Here is a 26,924-nt window from a genome sequence, read left to right as displayed (position 1 = left end):
CTACTTGCCCCTTTGAGGAAAGGCTGGGACGAGGGCTCCCGGCCTTCGACATCTCGCGGTCTTCGAGGCCGCTTGCCCCCACCCCGCCCTCCCCAGAGGAGGGAGTCACTCAGGGTCCGGCGGTACTGCCGGTGGAACGCCTCCGGATCTCTTGCTCCTTCCCCTCTGGGGAAGGTTGGGATGGGGGCGCGCGGCCCTCGACATCGCGCGGTCTTCGAGGCCGCTTCCCCCACCCCGGCCCTCCCCGGAAGGAGAGGGAGAAAGACAGAAACTCAGCCGGCCAACCGCCCGGCCACCAGCTGCAGCACCCGGTCGCACCGCTTCGCCAGATCCTGGTCATGCGTGACCATCACGAACGCCGTGCCGTGGCGGTGCGCCAGGTCGAGCATCAGCGCGAACACGTTGTCCGCCGTGCTGCGGTCGAGGTTGCCCGTGGGTTCGTCGGCCAGCACGCAGGCCGGCTGCGTGACCAGCGCGCGCGCGATCGCCACGCGCTGGCGCTCGCCGCCCGAGAGCTCGGCCGGGCGGTGGTGCAGGCGCTGGCCCAGGCCCACGCTCTCGAGGATCTTCGCGGCCGACTGCGCCGCCGTGGCCGGCTCCACGCGGCGGATCTTCAGCGGCATCGCGACGTTGTCCAGCGCGCTGAACTCGGGCAGCAGGTGATGGAACTGGTAGACGAAGCCGAGGTGCTGGTTGCGCAGCCGCCCTTGCTCGGCCGGGTCGGCATGGGCGATGTCCTTGCCCAGCAGCTCGACCTTGCCGCCGGTGGGCGCATCGAGGCCACCCATCAGGTGCAGCAGCGTGCTCTTGCCCGAGCCCGAGGCGCCGACGATGGCCAGCGTCTCGCCGGCGTGCACATCGAGGTCCACGCCATGCAGCACGGTCAGGTCGAGGCGCCCCTCGTGGAACCGCTTCGTGAGTCCACGGGCCTTCAAGACAACATCACTCATAGCGCAAGGCCTCGGCCGGGTTCACGCGGCTGGCGCGCCAGCTCGGATACAGCGTGGCGACGAAGGCCAGCACCAGGGAAATGATCGCGATCGGCAAGATGTCGCTTCGCTGCGGATCGCTCGGCATCTTGCTGATCAGGTAGATGTCCTTCGGCAGGAAGCTCGCATGGAACAGCTGCTCGAGGAAGGGCACGATCACGTCGATGTTGTAGGCGATGCCCAGGCCCAGCAGCAGGCCGGCCACGGTGCCGATCACGCCCACCATCGCGCCCTGCACCACGAAGATGCCCATGATGCTGCGCGGCGAACTGCCGAGCGTGCGCAGGATGGCGATGTCGGCGCGCTTGTCGGTCACGGTCATCACCAGCGTGGAGACCAGGTTGAAGGCGGCCACGGCCACGATCAGCGTGAGGATGATGAACATCATGCGTTTCTCGACCTGCACGGCCGCGAACCAGGTCTTGTTCTGGCGCGTCCAGTCGCGGATGAGGAACGAGCCCGGCAGGCTCACGGCGAGCTGGTCGGCCACGTCGCGCGCCTCGTTGAGGTCCTTGAGCTTCAGGCGGATGCCGGTGGGGCCTTCGAGGCGGAACACCTTGGCGGCGTCCTGCTCGTGCACCATGGCCAGCGCGGAGTCGTATTCGTAGTGGCCCGAGTCGAAGGTGCCCACCACGGTGAACTGCTTCAGCCGAGGCACCACGCCGGCCGGCGTCACCTGCCCGCCCGGCGCCACCAGCGTGACCTGGTCGCCCGGCTGCACGAAGAGCGAGCGCGCCAGCTCGGCGCCGAGCACGATGCCGAATTCGCCCGGCACCAGCTTGTCGAAGGTGCCCCTGGATGCAATGCCGTTGATGTCGGTGACCTCGGGTTCGAGCTTGGGCTCGATGCCGCGCACCAGCGTGCCCTTCATGTCCTCGCCGCGCGCGATGAGCGCCTGCGTGTTGATGAACGGCGCCGCACCGACCACCTCGGGATGCTTGCGCGCCGCGGCCATGATCTCGTCGAGCTGCGGCAGCGCCTGGCCGTCGCGCGAGAAGATCTCGATGTGCGACACCACGCCGAGCATGCGGTCGCGCACTTCCTTCTGGAAGCCGTTCATCACACTGAGCACAATGATCAGCGCCGCCACGCCCAGGGCGATGCCGAGCATCGAGACACCGGAGATGAAGGAGATGAAGCCGTTGCGCCGCGTCGCCCGGCCTGCGCGCGTGTAGCGCCAGCCGAGCTGCAGTTCATAGGGGAGTCGCATAGGGGCGGAATTGTGGCATCACGGACAACCTGGGGGCTTCCGGGACAATAGGGGCATGGCCGAAACCTCCCCACGTCACCTGTTGATCCCTTTCGCCGGCCGCGGTTCCCCTGCCTGCCGTGCGGCACTGCCGGCACTGAAGCTGCCGAACCTCGAATCCCTGCTGTCCCGACTCAGCCTTGCCGACACCGACACGCAGGACGAAAGCACGCGCTCACCTCCTCACGAACGTGCGCTTGCGCGGGCGCTGGGCATCGCCGCGCCCGACGGCTGCATCCCCTGGGCCGCGCTGGAAGCCCGGCGCATCTCTCTGGCCCTTCCCGGCGACACCGAGGCCTGGGGCCTCGTCACGCTGTGCAACTGGCAGGTCGGCATCGACGACGTGGCGCTGGGCGACCCGTCCGCCATCGAGATCGACGCCGCCGAATCGATGGCCCTGCTGGCCGTCGCCGCGCCGTTCTTCGAGGAAGACGGCATCGCACTGCATCCCTCCGACACCCCGGGCCGCTGGCTCGCGCTTGCGCCCATCTTCGAGGGCCTCGCCACGGCCTCCATCGACCGCGCGGTGGGCTGCCCGATCTCGCAGTGGTCGCCGCTGGGCGACTCGGCACGCTCGCTGCGCCGCCTGCAGAACGAGATGCAGATGCTGCTGTACACGCAGCGCGTGAACGACGACCGCACCGCGCGCGGTGTGCCGCCGATCAATTCTTTCTGGCTCAGCGGCACGGGTTCGCTGCCTGCAGACGCCAGGCCACCGGTCACGGACCCCGAGGTCGACGACGCGCTGCGCATCGCCGCGCTGCGTGACGACGGCGCGGCCTGGGCCGCCGCCTGGCAGGCGCTGGACGCCGGCGCCCTCGCCTCGCTGCTGGCGGACTACACGCGCGGCGCCGACGTCACGCTCACGCTGTGCGGCGATCGCGCGGCGCAGCGCTACACCGTGCAGCAGCGCGGCCTGGCCCGCTGGGCCAGGAGCCTGTTCGACCGCACGCGCGCCGCCGGGGTGCTGGAGTCGCTGTGAAGATCATCGCCCGCGACATCCCCCCCCGCACCGTCTGGGCCCTCGAACAGGCGGGCGTGCACCCGCTGCTCGCGCGCCTGTTCGCCGCACGGGGCGTGCAGGCCAAGGAAGAACTCGACGACGGCCTCGCGCGCCTGCTCGCGCCCGACACGCTGCGCGGCACGCGCGAGGCGGCCGTGCTGCTGGCCGATGCGATCGCGCAGAACAGGCGCCTGTGCATCGTGGCCGACTACGACTGCGACGGCGCCACCGCCTGCGCGGTCGGCGTGCGCGGCCTGCGCCTGCTGGGCGCGAAGAACGTGAGCTACCTCGTGCCCGACCGCGTGGTCGACGGCTACGGCCTCACGCCGCCCATTGCCGAACGCGTGGCCGCGAGCGGCGCGGACATGCTCATCACAGTGGACAACGGCATCGCCAGCGTCGAGGGCGTGGCCGCCGCCAAGGCGCGCGGCCTGCAGGTGCTGGTGACCGACCACCACCTGCCCGGCCCCGAACTCCCGGCGGCCGATGTGCTGGTCAACCCGAACCAGCCCGGCTGCGGGTTCGAGAGCAAGAGCATCGCCGGTGTCGGCGTGATGTTCTATGTGCTGCTGGCGCTGCGCTCCGAGCTGCGCGCGCGCGGCGTGTTCGACGCGCCGTCGCCTGCCGCCGTGCGGCCCCAAGGCGAGCGAGCCTCCTCCCCGGGGGGTGGCGAAGCACACGAAGCGGCAAGCCGGGGGGTGGGCAATCCGCAGCCCAAGCTCGATGCGCTGCTGCCGCTCGTGGCGCTGGGCACCGTGGCCGACGTGGTGAAGCTCGACGCCAACAACCGCCGCCTGGTGGCGCAGGGCCTGCGCCGCATCCGCGCCGGCTTCATGCCTGCGGGCGTGGCCGCGCTGTTCAAGGCCGCGGGCCGTCAGGCCGCGGCAGCCACCACCTTCGACTTCGGCTTCGCGCTCGGCCCGCGCATCAACGCGGCCGGCCGGCTGGCCGACATGACGCTGGGCATCGAATGCCTGCTGACCGACGACGCCGGCCGCGCCGACGAGCTCGCGCGCATGCTCGACGGCATCAACCGCGAGCGGCGCGACATCGAGGGCGGCATGCGCGACCAGGCGCTGCTGCTGGCCGAGTCGCTGTTCTCCGCCGACGACACGGTCGAGGGCATCGCCGCGCCGCCGCCGGCCATCAGCGTGTTCGACGCGGGCTTCCACGAAGGCGTGGTGGGCATCGTGGCCTCGCGCATCAAGGACCGCTTCCACCGCCCTACCTTCGTCTTCGCCGCAAGCGGCGCACCGGGCAAGGAGCAGGAGCTCAAGGGCTCGGGCCGTTCGATCCCGGGCTTCCATCTCCGCGACGCGCTCGACCTCGTGGCCAAGCGCCACCCGGGCGTGCTGCTGCGCTTCGGCGGCCACGCGATGGCCGCCGGCTGCACCGTGGCGCGCGAGCACTTCGAGACCTTCGAGAAGGGCTTTGCGCAGGTGGCGCGCGAGTGGCTGGCCGAGGCCGCGCTCACGCGCCAGATCGAGACCGACGGGCCGATCTCGCGCGAGTACATGCGCATCGACCTGGTCGACACGCTGCACAAGGAGGTGTGGGGCCAGGGCTTCGCGCCGCCCACGTTCAGCGAAGAGGTCGAGGTGGTGTCGCAGCGGCTGGTCGGCGAGAAGCACCTGTCGCTCAAGCTGCGCCACCAGGGGCAGCCGATCGACGCGATGTGGTTCAGCCACACCGAGCCGCTGCCGCCGAAGGTCAAGCTCGCGTTCCGGCTCGACGCCGACGAGTGGCAGGGCGTGCGGCGCCTGCGCTTCCTGGTCGAGGGCGCGGAGTTCTAGGCCGGCAAGGCCGGCGCTCAGCCGTCCTTGCCGTGCGCGGCTTCGGCCGCGACGATCTGGTGCAGCACCTTGCCGGGGTCGGTACGCTCGGCCAGGGCCTTCACCTCGTCGTGCGAATCGGGCGGCAGCTCCATCTTCTCGGCCATGCGGGTCACGAGGCGCAGCAGGGCCGTCATCTCGCGCTCGTTGAGCAGGTTGATCTGCAGGTCCAGGTGATGCCGCCGCTCGTTCTCCTCGTCGGACATGTTCTGGCTGATGAGGATCATGATCGCCAGCACGATCGCCTCGATCGACACCAGGAACAACAGGAATGTGAAGGGATACGGGTCGAGCTGCCACACCCACTGGTTGAGCACGATCCACAGCGCGAAGAAACCCAGGTTCCACCACAGGAAGGCAACCGTGCCGCAGAAGCGCGACATGCGCGCCACCACGCGGTAGAGCACCGGCTTCGAGCGACGGTTGCTTTCTTCGAGGCAAAGGATCGCCTCGATGTTGCGGTGGGTCAGCTCCTCGATGGACGGATGCTTCCCGTGCGGCTTCGTGCGAGACGTCTGCGTGGACATTTCCATGGTTGTCGCCCGGCACGACGCTGCCGCGCGTAGGCAGGGGGCGTGATGCGGTGCAAGAAAACCTTGGGGCCCGGGGCGCAGGGCGGGCGGTGCGCGCATGCGTTTTCCTGTCCGCCTCCAGCTTTCGGATGAGGCGTTAATGAGACGCAGCGCATGGTCGGGCACGGCTTCGGAGATACGATCAGTTACCCCATCGTTTCACTGCGCCTTGCCTCGAATCGCCCGGATGCCGTTCCGCTCTCGTCATTTCTCTCGCCGCTGCACCGGCGCCCTGCCCTTTTGCCCCTTCTTCGAGGGCCGCCTGCAATGACCGCCGCCTGGGGCCATGGCGTGCTCGGCGGACTGATGGTCTGCGGGCTCGTGTTCCTGCTGGTGTTCGGCACGCTGGTGCACGTCTGGTACGTGCTGGCCTGCGGCTTCGCCCTGGCCGCATTCGCCGGGCTGGACAACCTGTCGCCCGACGATCCCCTCGCCCACTGGGCCGCGGTGGCGCTGGTGCTGTGGGCCGCGTGCCGGCTGCAGTTCGCACGGCAGCTGCTGCGCATGCGGCACTTCGCACCGCGGCTCGACAAGGTCGCGCTGCTGCTGATCGCGGCGCTGGCCGCCACCGCGCTCTATGCCGCGTTCGACACGCGGCTCGCCTGGACGCTGCGCACCTTGCAGGCCCTGGTCGTCGCCTCGACCGTGGTGCTCGCGGTGGGCGCCCTGCTCGCGTGGCGGCGCATGCCGTGGCCGGTGGGGTTCTTCTGCGCGGGCGCGGTGCTGCTGCTGGCGGGGCTGTCGGTCACGCACCTGCCGGCCTGGAGCGAACTCCCGCCGGCCATCGGGCCGGTGAACTTCGCGGAGCTCGGTGCGATCGCCGAACTCGCGCTGCTGGCCGCGGCCGTCGGCGCGCGCATGCGGCTGGTGCTGCACACCGAAAAGGCGCTGGAGGCGCGCACCAAGGAACTGATGGGCGCCATGGGCACCGACGCCCTCACCGGCGCCACCAGCCGCGCCGGTTTCGAGAGCCGCGGCGAAGAGTGGGTACGCGACGGCCGGCCGTTCTCGCTGATGCTGGTCGACCTCAACGGCTTCAAGCGGGTGAACGAACGCCACGGCCGCACCGGCGGCGACGCGGTGCTGGCCGCCATCGCGCTGCGCCTGCGCCAGCAGGTGCGCGCGGACGACATGGTCGCGCGGCTGGGCGACGACGAATTCGCGATCCTGCTGGCCGGCAATCCGGCGCGGCAGAAGCTCGCGGAGATGGCCATCCGCATCGAGACCGCAGGCGCCACGCCCGTGGCCTACGAAGGCCGGCTGCTCGCCGGTGGCGAGCTCAGCATGGGCATCGCGTGCCATCCGGCCGACGGCCACACGCTGGCCGGCCTGCTCGAATCGGCCGACCGCGCGCTGCACCATTGCAAGCGCCAGCGCATGGGTCCGTCGTACGCGTTCGCCGGCGAGCAGTCGGGCGGCGCGGCGCACGGCTGAGCGGCGCCGCCGCCGCGCACCGGCCCCGCGAGGACCGTCTCGCGCAGCGCTTTCGAACCTTCTTCTTAACTCGGTCTTGCGAGCGACAGTGCATGATCGACGCATGAGATTTCATGCAGTCGCACCGCCTGTTTTTTCAGCACCACCGAGGCCCGGCGCTTCGCGTGGCTGAGCGATACGGCTTTCACATCGGGTCTTTATCCTCGGCGGCGGCCGCGTTGCGACACGCATTCATTCGCCCCTTTTTTTCCAGCGCCCGTTCGTCATGCGCGGGCGTGTCATCGATTCACAGGAGGACGTTTTTTCCATGCGCCGTTTTGAACTGATCGAAGGAACCGCCAGCAAATTCTGGGAAATCGAGCAGGTGGACACCGAGCTCAACATCCGCTGGGGTCGCATCGGCACTGCGGGCCAAAGCCAGACCAAGTCGTTCGCCGATGCCGCCAAGGCCACCACGGCGCTCGGCAAGCTGGTGACCGAGAAGACCGGCAAGGGCTACAGCGAGACGGGCGTGGCGGCCGGCGCAGTCATCGGCAAGACCGAGGCGAAGCCGAAGGCCGAGGCAGCGGAAAAGACAACGGCTGCGCCTGCAGCAAAAGCGGCGCCGGCATCGGCCGCCGTACCGGCCGCAACCGCCGCAGCCACCGCAACAGCCGATGCAGACGCTCCCTCCGAAGGCATCGACAGCCAGGCCGACCGCGTCTTCGAGGCCGTGCGCTCGCAGATCGAAGCCGGCGCGCTGACGCAGAAGGATTCGCTCTCCACCGCCAGCCTGAAGCGCCAGCACGGCGTGAGCGAGCAAGGCGCGGCACTGGCGTTCAAGCGGCTGAAGGCCGCAGGCCTGCTGTACGGCTGGGGCGCCAGCTGCACGCCTGCGAAGGAGGCCCAGGCCATTGCGAAGGAACTGGGCACTTCGGCATCGACCACGCCGACGTCCGTCTCGGCAGTGCCCGCGGCGGACCTGCCCGTGAGCGCCGACACACCGCCCTGGCTCGCGGCCGGCGTGCCCGTGCGCATGTCGCCCGACATGGTGCGCGAGGCCTTGCCCTCGCGCCGCTTTCCGCCGGCGCCGTTCACCGAGCCGGTGAGCGTGGCCGCGGCCTGGCTGCCAGTCCGCCGCAAGCTCGACCTGAACATCGACATGGCCGCCACCGACGCGGGGCTGCGCGATGCCACGCAGCGCATGCTCGACCGCGGCGCGCAGCCCATTCCCGCGCCGGATGCCGAGGCCGACACCGTGCTGCTGGCGCTCGCACTGAGCACCGGCAGCCACTACGGCAGCAGCGAGATGAGCGCCGTGCTGGTGCAGTACCTGGTGGCGCAGTACGGGCTGCCGGGCGCCATCGATCTGCTGCTGGCCGCGCAGCAGATCCAGATGCATTCGTCCTACGACCGCAAGGCGAGCAAGCACCTCTACAGCTTCAGCGCGGGCGTGACGGGCCCCATGGGAAGCACCTACTACGGCCCGATCGGCGACGGTGAGAAGGCGCTGCGTGCGCACCTGGCACTGGCTGCGCCCGAGGTCTGGCAGGACTGCCGCGACCGCATCGAGGCCGGCCTGCCCAAGGTGCACGCCAGCCGCCAGCCGGCGCTGGCGATGCTGCTGCCCGATGCGCCCGAGGTCTCCAACGCGCTGGTGCATGCGCTGGCCGCCGACAAGAACGCGCCGGAAATGATGCACTGGCTGCAGCTCACGGCCACCGACCCCGATGCGATTGCACTGGCCGCGAAGGTGCGGTTGAGCTATTCGAGCGGCTTCTGGGGCAGCGGCCCCATGACCAGCACGCTGGTGCAGGAACGCGGTGTCGATGCCGTGGCGGTGCTGGAGCGCGGCGCCGCCACCGACGACGCAGGCGACGCGCTGGCCTGCATCGGCACGCCCGACGCGGTGCTCGCGCTGGCGCGCGTGGCGAGCACGTCGAAAAGCGCGCTCGCACGGCTGGCGCTGGCTGTCGACCGCTGGCCGATGGCCGCCATCCCGGCGCTGTCGCGGCTGGTGGCCTCGGGCGGCAAGGACGCCAACATGGTCACGCCCAGCCTCACGCGCCTGCTGCGCGCGCACGGCGCCCTGCTGCCGGCGCTGCGCCCCTGGCTCGATGCGGGCGCGCAGGCGGTGATCGACCGGCAACTGGCGCTGCTCGCCGGCCCCGCCGAGACCGCCGAAGCGGGCGAGCTGCCCGGCGTGCTCGCCGCGCCGCCCTGGCTCGCCAAGGTGCAGAAGAAGGCCGCCGCCGCGCTGGTGCTGGAACCGCTGGCGCTGGCGCCGGTGGAGCAATGGGGCGAAGGAGAGCGCGAGAGCGCGCGGCGCCTGAACTCGTGGCAGACCGGCCGCTACGACGCCGCGCGCAAGAACATCGACGTGCTGCTCGACGAACTCGGCTTCGACAAGGGCAAGAAGAATCTGGCGCCGTTCGTCAAGACCGCCGCAGCCGCCGTCGCGGCCGGCGATGCCGGCGCGCTCGTGACCGAGTGGCGCGCGATGGTGGCAGAGCGCAAGAAGGAGCGCTACTACTGGTTCAGCTTCCGCGCGAGCTTCGCCGCGCTGCTGCCGGCCGCGGTCGGCGTGCCGTTCTGGAACGCCGTCGCGGGCGAGGCCGAGAGCGACGACATCGGTCTGATCCTGGCCACCCACGGCCTGGCCGTGCTGCCGGGCCTGGCGGCGATGGTGCGCTCCAAGCCCACCGAGAACCTCTCGTACGCACTGAACTTCGGCGCGCCCGAACTGGCGATGCCCGCCGCGCGCGCCTTCGCCAAGCTCAAGACGCTGCGCGCGGAAGGCCGCGCCTGGCTGCTGAAATACCCCGAGCACACCGCCTGCGGCCTGATTGCGCCCGCGCTCGGCAAGGCCGGCGAGGCACGCGACTGCGCGGGCTCGGCGTTGCGCCTGCTGCAGGCCAACGGCCACGAGGCGCTGCTGCTCGAGGTGGCCGGCCGCTACGGGCGGCCCGAGGTCATCGAGGCCTTGCGCGCCGTGCTCGACGAGAGCCCGCTCGACCGCTTTCCCACCAAGCGCGCGAAGCTGCCCGAATTCTGGCAACCGCGCGGCTGGCGACGTCCGACGCTGAAGAACGGCAAGGCGCTGCCCGACGACGCGCTCGACAACCTCGGCCAGATGCTGACCTTCCCGACCAACGAGGAAATCTACGGTGGCATCGCGGTGATCAAGGAGGTGTGCGACGCCGGCTCGCTGGCCGAGTTCGCCTGGGACGCGTTCACCGCGTGGCTCGAGGCCGGCGGCCCGAGCAAGGAAGGCTGGGCGCTGACCATGCTCGGCTTCTTCGGCAACGACGACACGGCGCGCAAGCTCACGCCCTTCATCCGCGCCTGGCCCGGCGAGTCGGCGCACGCGCGCGCGGTGACCGGTCTCGACGTGCTGGCCGCCATCGGCAGCGACGTGGCGCTGATGCTGCTCAACGGCATCGCGCAGAAGGTCAAGTTCAAGGGTCTGCAGGACAAGGCGCGCGAGAAGATCGACGCCATCGCCGAGGCGCGCGGCCTGAGCACCGAGGAGCTCGAGGACCGGCTCGCGCCCGACCTCGGCCTCGACGAGCAGGGCACGATGCGGCTCGACTTCGGCCCTCGCGCCTTCAAGGTCGGCTTCGACGAGACGCTCAAGCCGTACGTGCGCGAGACCACCGAGGGCGTGGACGGCGCACGCCTGCCCGACCTGCCCAAGCCCAAGAAGACCGACGACGCCGAACTGAGCAAGGAAGCGGTCGAACGCTTCAAGCTGCTCAAGAAGGACGCGCGCACCATCGCGAGCCAGCAGCTGCTGCGCCTCGAGGTGGCGATGTGCGCGCGCCGGCGCTGGACGCCCGAGGTGTTCCGCACCTTCCTGGTGGAGCATCCGCTGGTGCGCCACATCGTGCAGCGGCTGATCTGGGGCGTGTACGAGGTCGAGGGCGCCACCGAGGGCAGCAGCTACGGCGGCGCGCTGAAGGCCTGCTTCCGCGTGGCGGAGGACGGCAGCTACACCACCGCGGAAGACGATCCCTTCGAATTGCCCGAGGGCGCGAACATCCGCATCGGCGTGCCGCACGCTCTCGAGCTGCCCGCCGCCGACGCGGCGGCCTTCGGTCAGGTGTTCGCCGACTACGAACTGCTGCAGCCCTTCGCGCAGATCGGCCGCGACGTCTACACGCTGACCGACGCCGAACTCAAGAGCCTCAAGCTGGAGCGCTGGAAGGACGCCAAGGTGCCCACCGGCCGCGTGCTCGGCCTGGCCAACAAGGGCTGGCGCCGCGGGCAGGCGCAGGACGGCGGCTGCATCTGGTACTTCAGCAAGCCGCTGGGCACCCAGCGCGTGATCGAGCTGAGCCTGGACCCCGGCATCATCGTCGGCATGGTCGACGAGTACCCCGAGCAGACGCTGGGCCAGGTGCAGGTCGGCAAGCCTTCGGGCTGGGGCGACATGCGCGATGCCGAGACGCTGAACCTGCTCGACCCGATCTCGGCGAGCGAGCTCATCCGCGACATGGAAGGCCTGCGCGCGTGAGGCTGCCCATCCGGGCGATGGCCGCGACCGCCGCCTTTGCAGCGGCCTTCACAGCGGTCTTCGCAGCGGCCGGGCCCGCTGCCGCTGCCGCGCGTGCGGCGCCCGAGGTGCCGGCGCAGGTCAGCGCGGTGGCCACCGGCGGCGAATGGACCTCGCCGAAGGGCAGCGGCGTGCTGCGCGTGGTGATCGCCGACGAAGGCTTCGAGCATGTGCATTCGCGGCTCTGGATCGAATGGCTGGCCACGAGCGAGCGCGGCGCGCCGCGGCGGGTGGCGCGGGTGTTCGTGAAGGAGCTGTCGAACGGCATGGCCGTGCTCCGGCCCGGCGATCCGCGCGAGGTGTTCCAGCGCGACCGGATCCGGCTGCGCGCCACCCACACCTATTCGCAGGACATTTCGGACATCACGATCGAGGCCGGCACGCCCGGCCACTACAGGCTTCCCTAGCTTCACCCCCCCAGAACATGGCCACTTCCAGCAAGTCCCCCAAAGACACCGGCGCACCGACCCTGCAACGCCCGCCGGCCGAGATCCTCCATGCCGCGCAGATCGCGCGGCTGCGCGCCCAAGATACCGATCCGCGCCCGCCCGGCTGGGTGCTGGGCCTGAAGGCGGCGCGCTCGTTCATCCTCGGCGACGCGGCGCTCGACATCGCACCCAAGATCGTGGCGCCCGTGGCCAGCATCGAACGCATGCTCGTCACGCTGGCCACCGGCCGCGGCCTGATGCTGGTGGGCGAGCCGGGCACGGCCAAGTCGATGCTGTCGGAGCTGCTGGCCACGGCCATCTCGGGCATCTCCACGCTGACCATCCAGGGCGGCGCATCGATCACGGAAGACCAGATCAAGTACGGCTGGAACTACGCGCTGCTCATCAACGAAGGCCCGAGCCCGCGCGCGATGGTGCCCGCGCCGCTGTACCTGGGCATGCAGCGCGGCCAGGTGGTGCGCTTCGAGGAAATCACGCGCGCGCCGCTCGAGGTGCAGGACTGCCTGCTCGGCATGCTGTCGGACCGCGTGATGGCCGTGCCCGAGCTGTCGGGCGAGCACGGCATGCTCTATGCGCGCGAGGGCTTCAACATCATCGCCACCGCCAACACGCGCGACCGCGGCGTGAACGAGATGAGCGCGGCGCTGAAGCGGCGCTTCGACTTCGAGACGGTGTTCCCCATCCTCGACTTCGACCGCGAACTGGCGCTGGTGCAGGAGTCGTCCACGCGGCTGCTGGCCCAGAGCGGCATTCCGAAGACCGTGCCCGCGCCGGTGCTGGAACTGCTGGTGTCCACCTTCCGCGACCTGCGCGGCGCGCCGGCCAAGGCCGAGAAGGGCAACGGCAACGCGAACGACGCGGCCATGGACAAGCTCACGGCCGTGATGTCCACCGCCGAGGCCGTGAACGTGGCGCACGCCGTGGGCGTGCGCGCCTGGTTCCTCGAACAGCGCGAGGGCTCGCCGGCCGACCTGGTCGACTGCATCGCCGGCACGGTGGTGAAGGACAACGCGGACGACCGCGCGAAGCTGCGGCGCTACTTCGAGCAGAAGGCCGCCAAGCGCAGCGGGTCGCACTGGCGCGCCTACTACGAAGCTCGCCACCGGCTGCCGTAGCATGAGCAAACCCCCAGGCTTCGCGCACTTCGTGTCGCTTCTCCTACCCCCTTGCAGGGGGCAACACCTGCGGCCCGGCAAAGCCGGTTCCGCGGTGGTCCTTGGCTCACCCCCAGGCTTCGCGCACTCCGTTTCGCTTCTCCTTCCCCCTTTCAGGGGGCAACACCCGCAGTCCGGCAGAGCCGGTTCCGCGGTGGTCCTTGGCTCACCCCCAGGATTCGCGCACTTCGTGTCGCTGCTCCTTCCCCCTTTCAGGGGGCAACACCTGCAGCCCGGCAGAGCCGGTTCCGCGGTGGTCCTTGGCTCACCCCCAGGCTTCGCGCACTCCGTGTCGCTTCTCCTTCCCCCTTTCAGGGGGCAACACCCGCAGCCCGGCAGAGCCGGTTCCGCGGTGTTTCGCGACGGGCCCTTGCTTCGCTTGGCGTGGGGCGGAGGACTGCAATGAGCGATTCGGTCCCCGCGCCGCACATCATCGGCGTGCGCCACCACAGCCCGGCCTGTGCGCGGCTGGTGGCCGAGCGCATCCGCACGCTGCGGCCGGCCTACGTGCTGATCGAAGGGCCGGCCGACTTCAACGAACGGCTCGACGAGCTCTACCTGCCGCACCAGCTGCCGGTGGCGATCTACAGCTACCTGTCGGGCGGCGAGCGGCACCACGGCTCGTGGTCGCCCTTTGCCGAACATTCGCCCGAATGGCAGGCGCTGGTGGTGGCACGCGAGGTCGGCGCCGCAGTGCGCTTCATCGACCTGCCCGCGTGGCACGATGCCTTCTCGCGCATGGAAAACCGCTATGCCGACGTGGCCGACCACGAGCACGAGGAGCGCGCCGAAGCCTACGAGCGCGCACTCACCGCGAAGCTCTCGGTGCAGGGCCGCGACGCGCTGTGGGACCACCTGTTCGAGGACGGCTGCAGTGCGGCCGAACTGGCGCAGCGCCTGTCGACCTACTTCGATCACCTGCGCGGCGAAGATCCCGGCTCCGAAGGCAACCGGGCACGCGAAGAGACGATGGCGCGCTGGATCGCCTGGGCCATGGCACAGCCCGCTGCAGCCGGCCGTGCGCAGGCGCTGGTCGTGTGCGGCGGCTACCACGCGCCGGCGCTGGCGCGGCTGTGGGCCGGCATGCCGGCGGAACTGCCCGCGACGCCGCAGCCATCGCTCGAAGCATCGCAGAACGATGAAGACGCAGCCGCACGCACGGGCGCGCCCGACGCCGCCCTGCGCTTCGGCTCGTACCTCGTGCCCTACACCTTCAAGCGCCTCGACGCCTTCGCCGGCTATGCCTCGGGCATGCCGTCACCGGCCTACTACCAGTGGGTGTGGGAACTCGGCCCCGAAGGCGCGGCGCACCGCGCGCTGCAGCAGGTGATGCAGCGCCTGCGCGAAAAGAAGCTGCCCGCCTCCACCGCCGACCTGATGGCGGTGCACCTGCGCGCCCAGGGACTCGCATTGCTGCGCGGGCACGAGAAGCCGCTGCGCTCCGACTGGCTCGACGCGCTGGCCGGCGCGCTCGTGAAGGACGCGCTCGATGCACCTCTGCCCTGGACCTACCGGGGCGCGATGCGGCCGGGCACCGACCCGGTGCTGGTGCAGGCCATGGACGTGCTGGCCGGCGACACCCTCGGGCGGCTGGCGCCCGGCACGCCGCAGCCGCCGCTGGTGGCCGCCGTGCAGGCCGAGCTGGCGGCACACGGCATCGTGCTGCGCGGCACGCTCAAGCTCGACCTGCTGGCCGAGACCGACCGCGCCCGCAGCCGCGTGCTGCACCGGCTGTCGATTCTTCGACTGCCCGGCGTGCGCCGCACGCAGGGACCGAAGCTCGCGATGTCGGGCGAACGCACCGAACTCTGGACACTGGGCGAGCCGCTGGAGCAGCAGGCCGCGCTGATCGAGGCCGGCGCCTGGGGCGCGAGCCTGCACGACGCGGCGCGCGCCCGGCTGGAGGACGACCTGCGGCAGGCGCACGGCCAGATCGGCCCGCTCGCCGAGGGCATCAACCAGGCCGCCTGGGCGGGACTTTCCGCGCTCAGCGATTCGCTGCTGCGCGAGCTGCAGGGTGCCATCGCGAGCGAGCCGCGTTTCGAGGCGCTGGGCCCTGCGCTGTCGGTGCTGCACACGCTGCTGCGGCACGGCCACACGCTCGGCATGGCCGGCGCGCCGGTGCTGCGCGTGGTGATCTCGGCGGGCTTCGACCGCGCGCTGTGGCTGCTGGAGCCGGCCGCCGACGTCGCGCCGGCCGACATGCAGCCGCACATCGAGGGCCACCGGGCGCTGCGGCAGATCGTGGCCGACGTGCTGGCCCACGCGCAGGACCACGGCCACGATGCGGCGGCACCTTCGCTGCTCGACGTGGAACCCGCCCGCGCATTGGCCGTCTGGCAGCGCAAGGCGAGCGACGCCAGCGCGGCACCCGTGAGCCGCGGTGCCGCACTCGGCGCCGTGCTGAGCCTGGCCGGCCGCATGGCCGGCGCACAGCCGCAAGAGGACGGTGTGAGCGAAGCGATGCAGCTGCTGCACTCGCTGCCCGCGCCGGTGCTCGGCGACGCGCTGACCGGCCTGCTGGCGCTGGCGCGCGAAGTGCTCGCGTCCGAGCCGGCCTTCATCGCCGGCATGGACCGAACGGTGCAGGCGCTGGACAACGCCGACTTCGTGCGGGCCATGCCCAGCCTGCGCGGCGCCTTCTCGTGGCTGCCGCCGCAGGAACGCGGCCTGCTCGCCGACCAGGTGCTGGCGCTGCACGATGCCACGCACCTCTCGCGCCGCGCGCTCACCGCCCACCGCACCGGCGAGGCCGCACCCGGGCAGCTGGCCGAGGCCCGCCGCGCGGAAGACGCTGTGCTGGCGCGCCTCGCGGGCTGGGGCGTGACGCTGGACCACACACAGGAAGCCCCAAGCCCATGAGCCTCGACATTCCCGATCCGCTGCAGCGCTGGCGCCTGCTGCTGGGCGATCCGGCCGAGGCCGCCTGCGGCAGCCTGAGCGCGGACGCGCAGGCCGCCGATGCCGCGCTCGACTGGCTCTACGGCCGCGACAGCGACCGCGCGAGCCGCGGCGAACGCAGCGCCGGGCTGGGCCCGTCCGCCCTCAGCACGCCCGACTGGATCAACACCATCCACACGCTCTTTCCGAAGGAAGTGATCGAGCGGCTCGAGCAGGACGCCGTGGAACGCTACGGCATCGACGAGGTCGTGACCAACCTCGAGGTGCTGGAGCGCATCGAGCCCTCGGAGTCGCTGCTGCGCGCCGTGCTGCACACCAAGCACCTGATGAACCCCGAGGTGCTGGCGGCCGCGCGCAAGCTGGTGGCCGAGGTGGTGCGCCGCATCATGGAGAAACTGGCGACCGAGGTGCGGCAGGCCTTCAGCGGCAGCCGGGACCGGCGGCGCCGCTCGCGCATGAAGGTCGCGCGCAACTTCGACTTCAAGCAGACGCTCGCCGCCAACCTGCACCGCTACGACCCCGAGCGCCGCAAGCTCTATGTGGAGCGGCCGGTGTTCATCAGCCGCACCCGGCGGCATGCCGAGCCGTGGGACATCGTGCTGCTGATCGACCAGAGCGGCTCGATGGTCGACTCGGTGATCCACAGCGCGGTGATGGCCGCCTGCCTCTGGCAGTTGCCCGGCATGCGCACGCGGCTGGTGGCCTTCGACACCGCGGTGGTCGACCTGACGGCCGACGTGTCGGACCCGGTCGAGCTGCTCATGAAGGTGCAGCTGGGCGGCGGCACCGACATCGCGAAGGCGGTGGGCTACGCGCAGTCGCTCATCGCCAATCCGGCCAGGAGCATCGTGGTGCTGGTGAGCGACTTCTACGAAGGCGGCAGTCCGCACGAGCTGGTGCGGCGCGTGAAGGCGCTGGTGGAGTCGGGCGCCAAGGTGCTCGGCCTGGCCGCGCTGGATTCGAAGGCCGAGCCCAACTACGACCGCGAAATGGCCGCGCGGCTGGTGCGCGAAGGTGCGCAGATCGGCGCGATGACGCCGGGGCAGCTGGCGGGCTGGCTGGCCGAGAAGGTGCAGGCATGAGCGGCGCCGTCGCAGTGCGTGCCGACCTGCTCGAACTCACGCCCGAGGCACTGACGGCGCTCGCCAACGCGGGTTTCGTGAAGCGCGCGCAAAAGGACGTGGCGGCCGGCGTGCTGCCGAAACTGGAAAGCGGCGCGGACGGCACCGTGACCGCGAGCTTCGACGACGGCGTGCGCACCACCCTGCCGCCGGGGCGCACGCTGCGCGACGCGCAATGTAGTTGCCCCGCGAGCGGCATGTGCCGGCACCGGGTGATGCTGGTGCTGGCGTACCAGGCGCAGGCTGCTTCTGCGCCAGCACCGTCCACATCCATGGCCACGGCGGGAGGCGCCCCGGCCGAAGCGGACGGCGCCTGGAGCCCCGCCCAGTTCGACGATGCCGCGCTGGCCGCGAGCCTCGCACCCTCCGTGATCGAGCAGGCCGGCAGGCTCGCCGCCGCGCGGCCCGTGGTCGGCGTGCAGGCCTGGCGCAGCGCCAGCGCGCCGCCGGTGGCCCGGCTGCCGATGTGCAGCGTGCGCTTCTTCTCGCGCAGCTCGCTCGTGCATGCACGCTGCGATTGCAAGCAGGGCAGCGGCTGCGCGCACGTGGCGATCGCGGTGTGGGCGTTCCGGCAGGCCGGCCCGCTGGCGCCCGGTTCGGCGGAAGCGATGGTCGAGGTCGTGCCGCCGGGACCGGACGGCACCGAAGCCGCACCGGCCGCGCAACAGCGCCTGATGCAAGGCGAGCCGGCACGCGCGCTGCGCACCGATATCGACGCCCTGCTGCTGTCGCTCTGGCTCGACGGCTCGAGCCAGCCGCTGATGGCGCTGGCTGCGCGTTTCGAAGCCGTGCGCGAGCAGTCGCGCGCGCTCGGCTGGAACTGGATCGACGACGCGCTCGACGAACTGCGGCAGCTGCTGCAGGCGCAGCAGGCGCGCAGCAGCCGTTTCGAGCCGCTGCGGCTGGTGCGCGTGCTGGCCGAGCTGTGGGCGCGGCTGCAGGCGGCCGAACACGCCGAGCAGCCCCGGCCCTCCGAGCGACCCGCGCTGCTGGCAAGCCAGATCCTCGGCGTGGGCGTGAAGGGCGAGGTGGCGCTCGACCACCTGCGGCTGGTGTCGCTCGGTGCGGCGCTGTGGTCGGACGACGCGGCCGAAGGCGCGAGCGTTCTCTTTGCCGACCCCGACACGCAGAACGTGACGGTGCTCGAACGCCAGTGGTCGCGCGCGGCCGATGCGGCGGCAGGCGGCGCGGCACAGGCGCTGATGAACCGGCGCGTCGCGGGCTTTCCGCTGCGCCAGGTCGCAAGCGGGCAGGTCATCACCAAGACCGCGACGCGGCGCGCCAACGGGCTGGTCGACATCACGGCCGGCGCGCGGCAGACCGGCGTCCTGCCGCTGTCGCCCACCTCGTGGAACGACTTGGTCGCGCCGCTGCGGCAGGCCAGCGTGGCCGCGCTGGCCGACCATCTGCGCGACGCGCCGCCGGATTTCGTGCGGCCGCGCCAGGCGGCGGCCGGCGCGTCCGACGGGGCTTCGGGGCAACTGCACGTCGTGGCATTCGATCGCATGGAGGTGGTGGCCAGCCACTGGGACGCGGCAGCGCAGGTGCTGCATGCGGAGCTGGTCCAGGCGCCGCCGGATGACGCGGCAGACAACGCGACCGACATGGCCGACGCGCAGCGGCTGCGCCTCGCACTGCCGCACCGTGCGGTGGCGCCGGGCGCGGTCGACGCACTGGCACGCACCTTGGCCGGCGACTATGGCGCGCTGCGCGCCGTCGCGGGCATGGTCCATCTGCAAGGCGGCCAACCCGTGATGCAGCCGCTGAGCCTGTTGACGGCACAGCGGGCGGTGGTCCTCCAGGTGGAGGCGCCGGCGGCGCAGCCGCTCGGCCTGCACTCCGAGATCGACGACACGCCGCCGCTGCATGCACTGGCCGCCGACACGCTCGAACTGCTGGCCATGTGGCTGCGCCAGGGCCTGCGGCATCAGGGCGGCGGCGCGCTGTCGCGGGCGGAAGCGCAGGTGCTGCGACTGAAGCAGTCCGGGCTGGTGCGGGGCGCCGCGCTGCTGGGTGAGGTGCTGGAGAACCTGCGTTCGGCCCGGCGGCCCGCGCTGGTGGCGCAGCTGGCGATGCTCGGCTTGCTGATGCAGGGCGTGGCGCAGTCGGCCGCTGCCTGAAGCTTGGCCACCAAAGAAAAACCCCCTGTGTCGGTGAAAACACAGGGGGTTCTGCTTGGTGCCGCTTGTCGGAATCGAACTGACGACCTTCCGCTTACAAGGCGGGTGCTCTACCAATTGAGCTAAAGCGGCTGAAGAAAATCCAGGGCGTGATTCTAGTGGCACCGGCCGGTGGACCGGCCGAGCGGCCCCGACCCGCTCACTACTTGATGCGCTTGAGCGAAGGCCGTGCGCCCCCGCCGGCTGGCGGACGCGGTGGCTCGTCGACAGGGTCCGCAGGCGAACCCGCGCCGACGGTTTCGTCGCCCTCCTCGCCCGTGACCAGATGCACGATCTTGCTGGCATCGCCTTCGGTGCCGCGCGAAGCGTCGCGCAACGGCATGCGGGCCGGACCCTGGGTCGACGCAGCCGCAGCCGGCGCATCGCCGTGCTCCGCGGGAACCGAAGGAGCCGGCGCCGGAAACGCCATGCCCTGGCCGTTCTCGCGTGCGTAGATCGCGATCACGCGACCCACCGGCACGCTGATTTCGCGTGCAGTGCCCGCGAAACGGGCCTTGAACTCGATGAAGTCGTTGCCGAGCTTGAGCGAACTCGTCGCGTCGAAGCTGATGTTGAGCACTATCTCGCCGTTCTTCACGTACTCGCGCGGCACCTGGACGGTGTCGTCGACCTGCACCGCCACATAGGGCGTGAACCCGTTGTCGGTGCACCATTCGTACAACGCCCGGATGAGATAAGGGCGGGTGGATGACGACTCGAGCGCGTTGATCATGAAATTAGTACCCTGCAATCGCGAAATCGCAGCCTCGAAGTGGCCACTGTCTTTTCGCGGAACACCGCGGAACCGGTTTTGCCGGTCCGCAGGTGCTGCCCCCGAAGGGGGGTCGGCGAAGCGACACGAAGTGCGCGAAGCCTGCGGGCGATCTTAATTACTTTCGCATAACCTTTTCGGACGGCGTCAGTGCTTCGATGTAAGCCGGGCGCGAGAAGATGCGCTCGGCGTACTTCAGCAGCGGGGCCGCGTTCTTGCTGAGGTCGATGCCGTAGTAGTCCAGGCGCCACAACAGCGGTGCGATGGCCACGTCGAGCATCGAGAAGTTGTCGCCCAGCATGTACTTGTTCTTGAGGAACACGGGTGCCAGCTGCGTGAGGCGGTCGCGGATGTGCGAGCGGGCCTTTTCCAGTGCCTTCTCGTTACCCTTGGTGGTGCGGTTCTCGAGCGTCGAGACATGCACGAACAGTTCCTTCTCGAAGTTGAGCAGGAACAGGCGCACGCGGGCGCGGTCGACCGGGTCGCCGGGCATCAGCTGCGGATGCGGGAAGCGCTCGTCGATGTACTCGTTGATGATGTTCGATTCGTACAGGATCAGGTCGCGCTCGACCAGGATCGGCACCTGGCCGTACGGATTCATCACGCTGATGTCTTCGGGCTTGTTGTAGAGATCGACGTCGCGGATCTCGAAGTCCATGCCCTTTTCGAACAACACGAAGCGGCAGCGGTGGGAAAAGGGGCAGGTCGTTCCTGAATACAAGACCATCATGGCAAGAGACTCCTAAAAATCAAAAAGAGTGGGTCGCGTTGGCAACCCACTCTGTGGGACCGGATGCCCGGGGGCGTCCGGTCGGCGTGGACGGAATTACTTGACGTCTTTCCAGTACGAGGCGTTCAGCCGCCACACGAATACCACCGACATGGCCAGGAACAGCAGCACCCAGACGCCGATGCGAATGCGGGTGTTCTGTGCCGGTTCGGCCATCCATTGCAGGTAACTGACCAGGTCGCCGACCGCATTGTCGTACTGCACGGGCGTCAGGGTGCCGGGGGTGACTTGCTCCCAGCCCTTGAACACCTCGGCTTCATGACCGTGCTGCTCGACCTTGGTGTAGACCGGCCGGCGTTCGCCCTGCAGTTCCCACAGGGGATTCGGCATGGCGACGCTCGGGAACGCGAGGTTGTTCCAGCCGGTGGCCTTGGTGTCGTCGCGGTAGTAGGTGCGCAGGTAAGTGTAGAGGTAGTCGGCGCCGGTGCCGCCGTGGCCGGCCCGCGAGCGGGCGACCAGCGTCAGGTCGGGGGGTGTGGTTCCGAACCACTCCTTGGCCTGGCGCGCGTCGATGTTGGCCTTCATGGTCTCGCCGACCTTGTCGGTCGTGAACAGAAGGTTGTCCTTGATCTGCTGCTCGGTGATGCCGATGTCCTGCAGGCGGTTGTAGCGCATGAAGGCTGCCGAATGGCAGTTGAGGCAGTAGTTGACGAACAGCTTGGCGCCGTTCTGCAGCGCGGCCACGTCGGTGGTCTTGTTGGGAGCTTTGTCCCAGGCAATGCCCTCGGACTCGGCCGATGCCGCCGCGGAGAAGGTCAGGCCCAGTGCCAGACCCAGGACAGCGAGCCAGCCGGAAATGCTTTTCTTCATCGTGTGTCTCTCAGCTCTCTTGGCGCTTCTGGTTCTCAATGGGCGGCGAAGACCACGCGCTCGGGCACGGGTTTGAACTCGCCCTTGCGGCTCCACCACGGCATCAGCAGGAAGAAGCCGAAGTAGAAGAGCGTGCCGATCTGCGAGATGGTCTGCGCGATGTCGAGGGCGAACGAGCCGATGACCAGGTTGCCCCAGACGCCCGGCGGCTGGATGCCCAGGTAGCCGAGGATCAGGAAGAAGAACACGAAGAAGCCGTACACGTACTTGTGCCAGCTCGGGCGGTAGCGGATCGACTTGACTTCGCTGTGGTCGAGCCACGGCAGGAAGAACAGGATGATGACCGAGCCGCCCATCACGACCACGCCCCAGAACTTGGCGTCGAAGGTCTTGAGCAGGAAGATGGCCACGGCCGCCACGACGACGGCCGCGATCTTCAGGCCCATGCCCGACTTGCCCTTGACGAAGTTCCAGATGACGGCGGCCGCGATGATCAGCGAGAACACGTTAACCATGTCGTCGGTGGTCGCGCGCAGCATCGAATAGAACGGCGTGAAGTACCAGACCGGTGCGATGTGGTTCGGCGTCTTCAGCGAATCGGCCGGGATGAAGTTGTTGTACTCGAGGAAGTAGCCGCCGGCTTCGGGGGCGAAGAAGATCACCGCCGAGAAGATGGTGAGGAACACCACCACGCCGAAGATGTCGTGCACCGTGTAGTACGGGTGCGACGGAATGCCGTCGAGCGGATGGCCGTCGGGGCCGCGGTTGGCCTTGATCTCGATGCCGTCGGGGTTGTTCGAGCCGACCTCGTGCAGCGCGATCAGGTGGGCGACCACCAGGCCGAGCAGCACCAGCGGCACGGCGATCACATGGAAGCTGAAGAAGCGGTTCAGCGTGGCGTCGCTCACCACGTAGTCGCCGCGGATCAGCAGTGCCAGGTCCGGGCCGATGAACGGAATGGCGGCGAACAGGTTCACGATCACCTGGGCGCCCCAGTACGACATCTGGCCCCAGGGCAGCAGGTAGCCCATGAAGGCTTCGGCCATCAGGCACAGGAAGATCGCGCAGCCGAACACCCAGATCAGTTCGCGCGGCTTGCGGTAGCTGCCGTACATGAGGCCGCGGAACATGTGCAGGTACACGACCACGAAGAACGCCGACGCGCCGGTCGAATGGATGTAGCGGATGAGCCAGCCCCACGGCACGTCGCGCATGATGTACTCGACCGATGCGAACGCCTGGTTCGCATCAGGCTTGTAGTGCATGACGAGGAAGATGCCGGTGACGATCTGGATCACCAGCACCAGCATGGCCAGCGAGCCGAAGATGTACCAGAAGTTGAAGTTCTTGGGCGCGTAGTACTTGCCCCACTGGTCGTTCCACAGCTTGCTCAGCGGGAAGCGGTTGTCGACCCAGTTCAGCAGCTTCTCGCCGGCCGGTGCGTTGGGGGAAATCTCGTGGAATTCAGCCATGTTCTTCTTCCGCCTCAGGCCTTCTTGGAGTCTTCACCGATCAGGAGCTTGGTGTCCGACAGGTACATGTGCGGCGGCACCGGCAGGTTGTCGGGCGCGGGCTTGTTCTTGAAGACTCGGCCGGCCAGGTCGAAAGTGGAACCGTGGCAAGGGCAGAGGAAGCCGCCTTCCCAGTCGTTCGGCAGCGAAGGCTGCGGCCCGGCTGCGAAGCGGTCGGTCGGCGAGCAGCCCAGGTGAGTGCAGATGCCGACCACGACCAGCACTTCGGGCTTGATCGAACGGTGCTCGTTCTGCGCGTACTTGGGGGTGAATTCGTCGGGGTGACGCTTGGAGAGGGGGTCGGCCAGTTGGCCGTCCAGCTTGGGAAGTTCGGCAATCTGCTCGGGCGTGCGCTTGAGAATCCAGACCGGCTTTCCCCGCCATTCGACCGTGATCTTCTCGCCGACCTTGAGGCCACCGATGTCGACCTCGACTGCGGCACCCGCAGCCTTGGCCTTCTCGGAAGGCTGGAAAGTGCTCACAAAGGGGATGGCGGTGGCCACGCCGCCCGCCACGCCAGCGCAGCTGGATGCAATCAACCACGTGCGCTTGCTGGTGTCGATCCGGGGCGAGCCGGAGGTCATGTCACTCATGGGGATCCTCTTGTCTTCTTCGCTGGAGCAGGAGTCAACCGGCGATTGTAGCGGGGCGCTACAAGGATATTCAATGGCTGCCACGCGCGTGGCGGGCGAGCGACGGCAAGGCGCGCCGCGTTCCGCGGGCGCCCGCCAGGGCGGCAGGGGCTGTCGCCAGGGGGACTTCAGTTCAGAAGGCCATGCTGCATCGCCTCGTGGACCGCCTGGGTCCTCGACTTGACGGCGAGCTTGCGATAGATGCTCTTGGCGTGAAACTCGATGGTGTTGACCGAAAGGTAGACCGCTTCCGCGATCTGCCGGTTGCTCCAGCCCTGTGCGATCAGGCGCAGCACCTTGAGTTCCCGCGGCGAGAGCAATCCGCGCGGCACCTTGTTGTCCGCCTCCGGCACGGGCACGAGCACGGGCGCCGGCGGCTGCTGCACGCGGATCGGCTCGATGGCACGCGCCTTGGCCGATGCAGCGATCGAGCCGACGATGCGCCGCGCAATGCGCGAGTCCATCGGCGAGCCCCCGCGCTCGATCGAGCGCAGCAGATACGACAGCTCGAAGTCGTCGGCCTCGGTCAGCAGGTAGCCGATGGCACCGGCGCCGATCGCTGCGCTCACCAGTTCGTGGTCGTCCTTGCCCGACATGCCGATGCTTTCGATGCGCACGTGATGCTGGCGCACGTGCTGCAGCAGCGCGACGCCGTCCCTGCCCGGCAGTTGCATGTCGACGAGCAGCAGGTCGTACGGAAGTGCCGCGAGCAGGTTGAGCGCCTCGGCGCGACCCGACGCGATCACCACGCGGCGATGTGGCGCGAGATCGGACAGGATTCGCCGCATGCGGTCCGCCACCAGTGCATCGTCGGCAACGACGAGCGCGGCATGGAACACGCCGCCATACAACTGCGCAACCGACGGCACCGGCCGCGTGGTGGCGTACTGGAAACTCATTTCCATGATGCTTCCCCCTGGCTCGTGCAGCGGAACGCGTCCGTGCTTCCTTCGGTGGAAATGCTCGAGAAAAAATGGATCACGCGATGCCCCTCCGGCTCTGCGGCCACCTTGCAGGCAGCCTCGAAATGTTGACTTTCGTTTCAGATACCGCAGGAACGATGCCCACGCGTGGCGGCACGGCGCCGCCGATGCCGCGAACGCGTGTAGTACTTTGATTTCATTGGGAAATTTGCTTTCGCGCCTGTGAAATGCAGGCCGCATGAAGGCCTCGAAACAACCGATTTCGTGTGCTTGTTACGTGCCGGTTACCGCGCTTGTTACGTAGCACCGCGACACACCAGACCCGCTGCGCGCCGGCCCGCGGCAACGCCGCATCGCGACTTCCTCATCGGCCGGAAAGCCGCATGGGCGTTGGCTTCCAGGGCCTCTGCCCGGCCTGCGCCAGCGTCAGGCATGCACGCGCGCGCTGTCAAAACTACGGTTCCCGGTGATGTTCACCAAAGGACCCGATTTCTAGCATCGGTTGCATTGGGTAACGCAATGAAACCCACGCTTGTGTTCACGCGATGAGGACGCTGAAGACAAGGCAACTGCAACTGCTCTTCAAAGGAACGACGTCCAATGACCACATCGAAATGCGCCTTCTACAGCCTGACCTTTGCAGCACGCAATGCGCATGTCGGCCGCCTGCTCGCATCGGTGCTCGTGGGTGCTGGCTACGTGATGACGTTGCCGCTGGCGCATGCGGACGTCACCATCGGCGGGTCGTCGATCCTGGTCAATCCGCCGGGCATCATTCCCATCGCCGAGAACAACAGCGGCACGCTGGTCGCCACCAGCGGCGGCATCAGCACGAATTCGCTGACCACCACCGCGCTCAATGCGACCACTGCCAACATCAGCACGGTCAACGCCAGCACCATCACTGCATCCGCAGGCACCGTCAGCACGCTTGACGCAACCACTGCCAACATCAGCACCGTCAATGCCACCACCATCACCGCATCCGCAGGCACCGTCAGCACGCTCGACGCGACCACCGCCAACATCAGCACCGTCAACGCCAACACCATCACTGCATCTGCAGGCACCATCAGCACGCTCGACGCGACCACTGCCAACATCAGCACCGTCAACGCCAGCACTATCACCGCATCCGCAGGCACCGTCAGCACGCTCGACGCGACCACCGCCAACATCAGCACGGTCAACGCCAGCACGATCACGGCCAACACGGGCACCATCAACTCGCTCAATGCCACGAACATCGCGGCCGGCACGGTGGGCGGGGGCGTCGTGAACGCCGGGACGGTGAACGCAGGCACGCTGACGGCCAACACCGGCACGGTCAATACCTTGAGCGCGACCAACGTGAGCACCACCAATCTGTCGGCGGCGAGCGCCACGATCAATGCGCTCAGCGCCAGCACCGTCAGCGCAACGACGGTGAACGCGAACACGGTCAATGCCGGTGCCGGCAACTTCCAGACATTCACCGCGGCCAACGGCACGATCGCGGTGCTCAACATGCAGACGGGCAACATCACCACGATCAACGCGGTGACCGGCAACGTCACGACGCTGAACGCAGGCACGGTCAACGTCACGGGCGACGTGACCGCTGGCGGCACGGTGACGGCGGGCAACGGGATGGTCGCGAACGGCCGCGTGCAGAACGTGGCGCCCGGCGTGCTGCCTTCGGACGCGGCCAACATGCAGCAGCTGAACCAGGTTCGCAACGAAGCGCAGGACGCGCGCAGGAGCGGCAGCACGGGCGCTTCGATCGCGCTGGCGGCGGCGTCCGTCCCGGCGCTCGAATCGGGCAAGCGCTTCGGCGTGGGCGTGGGCGTTGGCTCCTACGACGGCCGCTCCGCCATCGCGGCGGCCGTGAGCTTCCGCATCGGCGAAGCAGCGCAGATCAAGGTGAACGTCGGCACTGGCCAGAGCGGCAAGGTCGGCGGCGGGGTCGGCGCGTCCTGGTCCTGGTGAGCGCAAACGGCGCCGGGCGCTGCATACCCGCACGCCTCGACGCCGCAAGGGCGGCTCCTATACTGCGGGGCCGGTCCTGCAGCAGCTGCACGAAGTCCGGCGCGACCGGCTGACCTCCTGA

19 protein-coding genes and 1 tRNA gene are annotated in these 26,924 nt (G+C 69.2%); 10 read left to right on the top strand and 10 right to left on the bottom strand.

The window, feature by feature from the left end; translation table 11 throughout:
- Nucleotides 1–272: 272 nt before the first annotated feature.
- Both lolD and AACL56_RS08860 read right to left on the bottom strand, forming a co-directional pair.
- On the bottom strand, nt 273–950 hold the full coding sequence (gene lolD, locus AACL56_RS08865) for a lipoprotein-releasing ABC transporter ATP-binding protein LolD (protein WP_339089468.1): 678 nt from the start codon (nt 948–950) through the stop codon (nt 273–275).
- The gene (locus AACL56_RS08860; protein WP_339089467.1) at nt 943–2,199 is read right to left on the bottom strand and encodes a lipoprotein-releasing ABC transporter permease subunit; all 1,257 of its coding nucleotides are present in this window, start codon (nt 2,197–2,199) and stop codon (nt 943–945) included. The genes lolD and AACL56_RS08860 overlap by 8 nt, the downstream gene beginning before the upstream one ends.
- 55 nt (nt 2,200–2,254) lie before the next feature.
- Here AACL56_RS08860 and AACL56_RS08855 point away from each other — a divergent pair, with 55 nt between their 5' ends.
- Both AACL56_RS08855 and recJ read left to right on the top strand, forming a co-directional pair.
- Entirely contained in the window at nt 2,255–3,220 is a 966-nt protein-coding gene (locus AACL56_RS08855) for a hypothetical protein (protein ID WP_339089466.1), read from the top strand.
- Nucleotides 3,217–5,034 (top strand): single-stranded-DNA-specific exonuclease RecJ, encoded by a 1,818-nt coding sequence (recJ, locus tag AACL56_RS08850; protein WP_339089465.1) that lies wholly within the window; start codon nt 3,217–3,219, stop codon nt 5,032–5,034. The genes AACL56_RS08855 and recJ overlap by 4 nt, the downstream gene beginning before the upstream one ends.
- A gap of 17 nt (nt 5,035–5,051) precedes the next feature.
- On the opposite strand, the gene AACL56_RS08845 is transcribed toward recJ, so the two are convergent.
- Entirely contained in the window at nt 5,052–5,600 is a 549-nt protein-coding gene (locus AACL56_RS08845) for a DUF1003 domain-containing protein (protein WP_339089464.1), read from the bottom strand.
- A gap of 312 nt (nt 5,601–5,912) precedes the next feature.
- On the opposite strand from AACL56_RS08845, the gene AACL56_RS08840 reads away from it, so the two are divergent.
- The 7 genes from AACL56_RS08840 to AACL56_RS08810 all read left to right on the top strand — a co-directional run bounded on the left by AACL56_RS08840 (nt 5,913) and on the right by AACL56_RS08810 (nt 19,358).
- The gene (locus tag AACL56_RS08840) at nt 5,913–7,079 is read left to right on the top strand and encodes a GGDEF domain-containing protein (RefSeq protein ID WP_339089463.1); all 1,167 of its coding nucleotides are present in this window, start codon (nt 5,913–5,915) and stop codon (nt 7,077–7,079) included.
- A 307-nt stretch (nt 7,080–7,386) separates the two neighbouring features.
- Complete coding sequence (locus tag AACL56_RS08835; RefSeq protein WP_339089462.1) at nt 7,387–11,574, top strand: DUF4132 domain-containing protein; 4,188 nt, start codon at nt 7,387–7,389, stop codon at nt 11,572–11,574.
- Nucleotides 11,571–12,020 carry a hypothetical protein gene (locus tag AACL56_RS08830; RefSeq protein WP_339089461.1) on the top strand — a complete coding sequence of 150 codons (450 nt, stop codon included), beginning with the start codon at nt 11,571–11,573 and terminating at the stop codon, nt 12,018–12,020. Before AACL56_RS08835 ends, AACL56_RS08830 begins: the two co-directional genes overlap by 4 nt.
- Before the next feature lie 17 nt (nt 12,021–12,037).
- Nucleotides 12,038–13,177: an ATP-binding protein gene (locus tag AACL56_RS08825; RefSeq protein ID WP_339089460.1), complete on the top strand. Its 1,140-nt coding sequence runs from the start codon at nt 12,038–12,040 to the stop codon at nt 13,175–13,177.
- A 441-nt stretch (nt 13,178–13,618) separates the two neighbouring features.
- Nucleotides 13,619–16,078, top strand: coding sequence for a DUF5682 family protein (locus AACL56_RS08820; protein WP_339089459.1), 2,460 nt, complete (start codon nt 13,619–13,621; stop codon nt 16,076–16,078).
- Nucleotides 16,075–17,199 carry a VWA domain-containing protein gene (locus AACL56_RS08815; protein ID WP_339089458.1) on the top strand — a complete coding sequence of 375 codons (1,125 nt, stop codon included), beginning with the start codon at nt 16,075–16,077 and terminating at the stop codon, nt 17,197–17,199. Before AACL56_RS08820 ends, AACL56_RS08815 begins: the two co-directional genes overlap by 4 nt.
- Nucleotides 17,196–19,358, top strand: a complete 2,163-nt coding sequence (locus AACL56_RS08810; protein ID WP_339089457.1) for an SWIM zinc finger family protein — start codon at nt 17,196–17,198, stop codon at nt 19,356–19,358. The genes AACL56_RS08815 and AACL56_RS08810 overlap by 4 nt, the downstream gene beginning before the upstream one ends.
- Before the next feature lie 56 nt (nt 19,359–19,414).
- Here the strand turns inward: AACL56_RS08810 and AACL56_RS08805 are convergent.
- From AACL56_RS08805 to AACL56_RS08775, 7 genes are all read right to left on the bottom strand, one after another.
- A tRNA-Thr gene (locus tag AACL56_RS08805) sits at nt 19,415–19,490 on the bottom strand.
- 70 nt (nt 19,491–19,560) lie between these two features.
- Entirely contained in the window at nt 19,561–20,130 is a 570-nt protein-coding gene (locus tag AACL56_RS08800; RefSeq protein ID WP_339089456.1) for a ClpXP protease specificity-enhancing factor, read from the bottom strand.
- A gap of 157 nt (nt 20,131–20,287) precedes the next feature.
- Nucleotides 20,288–20,899 (bottom strand): glutathione S-transferase N-terminal domain-containing protein, encoded by a 612-nt coding sequence (locus tag AACL56_RS08795; RefSeq protein WP_007835362.1) that lies wholly within the window; start codon nt 20,897–20,899, stop codon nt 20,288–20,290.
- 96 nt (nt 20,900–20,995) lie between these two features.
- Nucleotides 20,996–21,769: a cytochrome c1 gene (locus AACL56_RS08790; RefSeq protein WP_339089453.1), complete on the bottom strand. Its 774-nt coding sequence runs from the start codon at nt 21,767–21,769 to the stop codon at nt 20,996–20,998.
- A gap of 35 nt (nt 21,770–21,804) precedes the next feature.
- Nucleotides 21,805–23,241, bottom strand: a complete 1,437-nt coding sequence (locus AACL56_RS08785; RefSeq protein WP_339089452.1) for a cytochrome b — start codon at nt 23,239–23,241, stop codon at nt 21,805–21,807.
- A gap of 14 nt (nt 23,242–23,255) precedes the next feature.
- Nucleotides 23,256–23,873: a ubiquinol-cytochrome c reductase iron-sulfur subunit gene (gene petA, locus AACL56_RS08780; RefSeq protein ID WP_339089450.1), complete on the bottom strand. Its 618-nt coding sequence runs from the start codon at nt 23,871–23,873 to the stop codon at nt 23,256–23,258.
- Nucleotides 23,874–24,040: 167 nt separating this feature from the next.
- On the bottom strand, nt 24,041–24,817 hold the full coding sequence (locus AACL56_RS08775) for a response regulator transcription factor (RefSeq protein WP_425336999.1): 777 nt from the start codon (nt 24,815–24,817) through the stop codon (nt 24,041–24,043).
- A gap of 618 nt (nt 24,818–25,435) precedes the next feature.
- Here AACL56_RS08775 and AACL56_RS08770 point away from each other — a divergent pair.
- Nucleotides 25,436–26,803 carry a YadA family autotransporter adhesin gene (locus tag AACL56_RS08770; RefSeq protein ID WP_339089448.1) on the top strand — a complete coding sequence of 456 codons (1,368 nt, stop codon included), beginning with the start codon at nt 25,436–25,438 and terminating at the stop codon, nt 26,801–26,803.
- The last annotated feature ends 121 nt before the right edge of the window (nt 26,804–26,924 follow it).

The organism is Variovorax paradoxus, from assembly GCF_902712855.1.
Lineage (GTDB): Bacteria > Pseudomonadota > Gammaproteobacteria > Burkholderiales > Burkholderiaceae_C > Variovorax > Variovorax paradoxus_Q.
This window is presented reverse-complemented; position numbering and strand designations above follow the sequence as displayed.